Origin of the sequence: Marivita sp. (assembly GCF_020055675.1) — a bacterium.
GTDB lineage: Bacteria > Pseudomonadota > Alphaproteobacteria > Rhodobacterales > Rhodobacteraceae > Marivita.
In genome coordinates this window covers 1-5,970 of the sequence record NZ_JAIPUS010000061.1, presented here as the reverse complement: position 1 = coordinate 5,970, position 5,970 = coordinate 1, and the positions used below count along the sequence as shown (strand labels likewise).

Here is a 5,970-nt window from a genome sequence, read left to right as displayed (position 1 = left end):
CAACGGGATCGGTGTTGGTCTGGGTGGTCAGAGCCGCGATTTCGCCCCTGGCGAATTCCGAATATGTCCCATCAGGATAGGCGTTCAGAAACGCCTCGTAGCCTTTGATTGTCGGATCGGCCTGCACCGCGTCAAACATGGCTTGCTCGTCGTCCGACGGGCCTGTCGGCTCCGGGCGGGCCGTGGCAACGGTGTCGTCTGCAAGCTCGTTTTCGATGGCCTCTGCCAAGAGGGTGCGTGCCTCGTCGGCATAGATGCTGTCGGGGTATCCCCGCAAAAACAGCATGATCTGGACAGGGTCTCTGGTGGCCTGGACGGATGTCCAGAGCTGCCGCGCGGCGAGGTCTTCGGGCGTTTCCCGGGGGGCATCTACGAAGGTGAAGTTGTTGGTCAGCGACGATGTATCCCATGGCGTTTGCAGGCCGTTCGTCTGGTCCAGCACGGAAATGCGCACCTGTTTGAACATCTGCTCGACCGGCACGCCCGGCTTGGATATTTCCCGAGAGAGTGCCAGCGTGAACGGGCTGTTTTGCCCGGTTCCATCGAGCGCGACCGCGCCGGGCGACGTGGCATAGGACAGGAACGTGCCGGTCGGCGCTTTCATTTCGGCCAGGCCGGGGGAATCGAATTCGGCCATGTCGATGAACGGGTTGTCACGGCACGCGTCGAGAATGACGAAATTCGTGCGGTTGCGTGCGGAGGCCATTTGCCGAAGAACGGATTGCGCCTCCACCCCTTCGAGATCGAGGTCTGCCGCATCGTTGAGCTCGACATCCACGGGCAGAAGGTAGTTGTTTCCAAAGCTCTGCACACCATGCCCGGCGTAGTAGAAAAGCCCGGTCGTGTCGGCTCCGCCGTTTCGCAGCTTGCGTCCGAAATCCGACAGGGCGCGTTTCATTTCGGTCTGTGTCGCGTCGATCAAGAGCGTAACGTCGAAACCGATTTGTTCGAGGGTTGACCCGATGAGTTGCGCATCGCGGGTCGGATTGTCGAGCGCCGAAACAGTGGTGTAGCTGGAATTGCCAACGATCAGGGCGATCCGCTCCTGCGCGGCGACATCTGCAGCCGTTGCGGTGGTCATCAGGGCTGCGGCGATGGTGGTGGCCTTAATTCGGGTGCCCAGACGTCGTATCCAGTCGGTCAAAGCGTCCTCCTACAATTTTGTGGTGCTGAAATTCGGGTCGCGCTATGCTAGTGTTTTATTGCAGAATGAGTCGCTTGTTCTATGCAAGCATACAAGTTTTATGTTAATCTCAAAGTCAAATACCTTTTTACTATCTTAATCCTTTGGCGCAAATTATCTGCGAGGTAATTATGAAAATCACTTTTCTTCGTGTTTTCTGTGTCGTCGGCCTTTTGATGGCACTTCCGGTCGGGATGGCTTCTGCACAAAGCGACGATCCTTTCGAACACGGCTGGAATTTGGATGGTGAGGCATCCGAACTGAGGTTTTTGTCGGTCAAGAAGTCAAAGATCGCCGAGACGAGTTCCTTTGCCACGCTTTCGGGCCGGATCACCGAAGACGGACGGGCCCAAGTGCGGGTGTTGCTCGACTCGGTCGATACCAAGGTCGATTTGCGGAACGTCCGCATGCGATTCCTGTTCTTCGAGACGTTCCGATATCCTGAAGCGATCATCACGACACAGTTGTCTGCAGAGCAAGTGACGGATTTGCACATCACGCGCCGCAAGGAGATCGAGCTGCCCTACACGCTGACGTTGCGGGGTCTGACGGTCGAGCGAACGGCGGATGTCGCGGTGACGCTGATCGACAATGACCGGGTTGTGGTCTCGTCCATCACGCCGATTGCGTACACGCTGGAAGAGCTTGATCTGGAAGAAGGCCGGGCGAAGCTGGAGGAGGCGGCGAATGTGGACATCACACCGGTGGGTGTGGTCAGCTTCAACTTCGTTTTCAGCCGGGCCCAGGAGGGAACGCCCCCCGATCTGCCCGACGCGGTCCTGACCCCCGCAGCGGTTGCGCTCGAGACCAAGGGCGTGATGTCCGAGGAAGAATGCCTTGGACGTTTCGAGATCTTGTCGCGGACGGGGAATATCTTTTTCGCATCCGGCAGCACGCGGCTTGATAACAAGAGCGTTCCGCTTCTTGAGAACCTCCAGGATATCGTTTCGCGCTGCCCGTCTGTGACGCTTGAAATCGCGGGACACACCGACTCCATCGGCAGCGACGCGCAGAACCAGTCGATCAGCGAACGTCGCGCGGCGTCGGTCGTCGCCTGGTTGCAGGACAAGGGCATTGCGCAAGATCAGCTGGTTGCTGTCGGTTATGGTGAGGACCGTCCAATCGTCGCGAACGACACGCCCGAAAACCGCGCGCGCAACCGCAGGATCGAATTCACCGCGCTGGTGGACTGAACCGGGAACCAAAGCGGGTATCAGAAACGGCGAAATGAAAGGGGCACCAGCGTAGGCGGTGCCCTTTTTTGGTCCGGGAAGCTTACGATCACGCGACCGAGAACGGATCGTCCAGAACTCCCGCGACGGGCATGAGGAACTCGCCATTGTTGCTGTTCAGCGCGGCGTCATGGAAGTCGTCGATGGCCGCGACCGCATCGTTGATGCTGGACTCCGACCCGGTGAACAGTTCCATCGCGGCGGACGCATTCTCGACATCCGACATGCCTTTGTGGACGGCAAAATAGGCGCCAATATCGGTCTTGTTGGCAAGGTAGGAGCGGTCGGCAAGCTGCTGGTCGATGAAGTCTTGTGTTGCATCCGCAGGCGGATTCGCCTTGGCGCCATCCAATATACCGAGAATTGCGATGTCTCTCCCGATACGACCAGAGTCTAACTCGTTGACCCAGAAATCGAACCCTTCCTGATCAGGGATACGTCCCAGCACGTTTTCGTAAATCGTTGCAACCAGTTCCGAATTGCTGAGATCGGATGGGTAGGCGGCGATTGTTTCATCTTGATCGACAAACAATGCCGCAGATTCCGCAAGTGTCGTTCCTTCGTTAAACCTCGTGCCCCAGAAGTTCAAGCCGACCGCATCCGGCGCTCGGTTGAAATAGGCGATATAGAGTTCGATGAAGCTTTCGAAATCGCTTGCGGACAAGCTGGCCGGCCCACCGAACTTTTGCAGGTTGAAAGGAGCGTCGCTAGAATTCCTTTCGAAGTTCAGGAATTCGACATTGACCAGGGTATCTTCGCCATTACCGCTCCCGCGCCGGTCTTCGATGACCGTTGATTCGGCACTGAGCGTCAGTGTGTAGGCGCTCTGCGGGCCACTGAAATCCGCCGTGTCGATCCCGCCACCGCCATTGAGCACGTCATTGCCCCGCCCGCCGTTGAGGAGGTCGTTGCCGGCGTCTCCGATCAAGGTGTCATTTCCGCCCTCGCCGAAGAGACTGTCTTGATCGGCACCACCATTGATCAACTCGGCAAGGTCTCCGCCGCGCACGAAGTCATCCTTCGCACCGGTGAAGATGCGATTGGCATTTTCGCCGCCGCCGTTCGGATTGATCCGCGCGGCAATGCCCGGCAGCGTATCCACGACGACGACATTCTCGTCGTCGGCAGAGTAGCCGGGCCATCGCGCGATGATGTCGGATACGTTCACTGGCTTTTGCGTGTAATCGATGCTGAAAAGCAGCGTGCCGCTGACCGAATACACCTCCATCGATTCCACGGTGCCAGAGAGCTGGTTGACCGTTGACGGTGAATTCTTGGCGAACTCCCCCTTCAGTTCGATGGTCAGGAAGTCACCGGTGACGCCTTCGATGAAATAGGCGTTGGTTCCCGTGGCTCTGACCAGTTCACTGTTGCTGTTGGTCAGGCTGAAATTCGCCGGCTGCTCCGACAGGATATTCGGACGCATGAAGATCAACGCGGGTCCGCCGGTCGGGATGGTTTCCGTGTCGGGAATGTCGGCCAGGAGGCGTTGGGAGGCCGTGCCGAATGATTGTGGCGGCTGCTCCGACGCGTCAGTGTCCGATATGGACCGCCGCGCCAGGCTCAAAGGGTCCAAGCTGAACGGGTCACTTGCGTTGTAATCCACCTGGTAGCCAAGGTCCTGCATGGCCGCAACGGTCAGGGAACTCAGCGGGTTGTCGGCGACGTTGGGCGGGCGAGGAATCGAGCCTGCTCCGCGGAATTGCAGCAACGGTGTCATCAGCTCTTGCCCCAGAATATCTTCACCCCAGTATTCTGCGGCCAGCGCGCCGTCGGCACCGTCCTCGAGCACATTGATGCCATTCAGGTCGTCGGACAGCTCTTCGATTTCGCGCAGGGCGTTGAAACCGGTATAGGTCGCAACGCCATCGGCCTCGTCGACCAACTCGAGTTCTTCCCAGAGCCGTCCGAACCCGAGGGCACGCCCGATCGCGTTGGCTGCAAGCTCATCGAGGTTGAGACGCATTTTGTCTGCTTCTTCCGTGTCCACGAAGACGCGGGAAAAGGTCGGGAGAGAGGCCCCGTTTCCGGTTTCCACGGGCCGCTGATCCAGAACGAAGGAATTCGCGACGATCGGATGCTCAACCCCTTGGAAGGCAAGATCGATGTCGGCGAAAGTCACGTCAATCAGGATGTCATCGACATAGCCGACTTGCTCGACCAGCGCGTAAGGCAGATCGCCGGTGATGACCTCTTCCCAACGCTCCACGGCGTCTTCGAACGCCTCGGTATAGAGATCGGGATAATCATCCGAACCGAAGCGCAGGGTGATGTTGAAATCGCCGTTGTCCAGCGGTCCAAGGTCGTTCAGCTCAAGGCGGTATTGCCCGGTCAGGCCGCCGAAGCCGCCGGCCGAGAGGAAGTATGTCCCGCTCTGTTCTGTCACGAATTCAATCGCACTGCTGGTGCCGGCTCCGCCGTCGTCATTGCCGGTGTTCTGGATCAGGACGCCATCGGAATCGTAAATCCCGTTGAATACTGGATCGGCAATCGCGCTGCCCCCCGTAGGCACAAGCTCGATACGGTAAAGTCGTCCGGCGGCCAGTTCAGCCTCGAACCAGTCGGCGTCTTCGGAAAAGTCGATCCGTCCGGTCGCCGCCCCGTTTGGCGCGATGCTGCCGTCGGTTCCGACATCGGACGCGTAGTCGTCGCGAACCCCCAAGTCCGCGACGGAGACCGAATAGGTGCCGGTCCCGTCATCGAAGCTCGCGACTTCGACAAAATACTCCCCTGACGTGGTCGGCGTGAAATAGGACAGGCTGTCAAGACCCTGACCGCCATCGTCGAAGCCCTGGAAGAAATCCACCTGTTCACCCGACGTGAAGACACCGACGATATTCGGGTCCGCGAGTGTGCCGGAATTCGAATCCTGTCCCTGGATGCTGATCGCGTAGGTCGTGCCCGATTGCAGAGAAACGCGGAACCCGTCGATATCGCCGATTGCTTCGATCTCGCCGGTGGTTTGTCCTCCGACCGACACGGTGCCGAAACCGCCGGCGATTCCGGGCAGGAAGTCGTCCAGGTATCCTGCAAAATTCACGGTCAGCGTGTAGTCGCCGATATTGAGATCTTGTGCGCCGGCGACCTCGACGAAATAGGTTCCGTCTTCGGCGACGGTCAAGCCATCCACCAACGCGTTGGTGTCGACGCCGCCATTGTTGTCTGCGCTGCCCGCAACAGGGGCGCCGGTGCTGCCGAACACGCCGATGATCTCGGGATTGGGGAGTGATCCGCCTCCGGTGGAGGCTCCTTCGAGCGCGATGTCGTATTGCACGCCTGCCTGCAGCGTCACCTCGAACCGGTCGCGGTCGCCTTCGCGTTCGATAAATCCGGTTGTCGGGACATCCACCATTGCGGTTCCGAAGACGTCCGCGAATTGGCCGGGCAGGAAATCATCTGCCGCGCCAAGCGACGTTACCGTCAATTCGTAACCGCCGAGGCCGAAGGGTGTGTGGCTGCCGACCTCGATCTCGTAGCGATTGCGCGTGTCGATGAGCAGCACTTCCGGGTCCTCGAGCACCGCGTTCCATTCGGCGGGCGATACATAGCATCCGG

The 5,970-nt window shown here is 59.0% G+C and carries 3 protein-coding genes; 1 reads left to right on the top strand and 2 read right to left on the bottom strand.

Going from position 1 to position 5,970, the window contains the following annotated elements:
* The coding region (locus LCF59_RS17355; protein ID WP_292288878.1) for a caspase family protein at positions 1-1,144 on the bottom strand (1,144 nt) is incomplete at its 3' end.
* A gap of 170 nt (positions 1,145-1,314) precedes the next feature.
* Between LCF59_RS17355 and LCF59_RS17350 the strand changes: the two genes are divergently transcribed.
* Complete coding sequence (locus tag LCF59_RS17350; RefSeq protein ID WP_292288877.1) at positions 1,315-2,376, top strand: OmpA family protein; 1,062 nt, start codon at positions 1,315-1,317, stop codon at positions 2,374-2,376.
* Between the two features lie 88 nt (positions 2,377-2,464).
* Here LCF59_RS17350 and LCF59_RS17345 read toward each other — a convergent pair.
* Positions 2,465-5,970, bottom strand: a 3,506-nt coding sequence (locus tag LCF59_RS17345) for a DUF4214 domain-containing protein (RefSeq protein WP_292288876.1), incomplete at its 5' end; no start/stop codon positions are given.

Bases quoted from the DNA above. Each gene is read 5' to 3' on its own strand.
- LCF59_RS17350 (WP_292288877.1), top strand. From the start codon at position 1,315: ATGAAAATCACTTTTCTTCGTGTTTTCTGTGTCGTCGGCCTTTTGATG.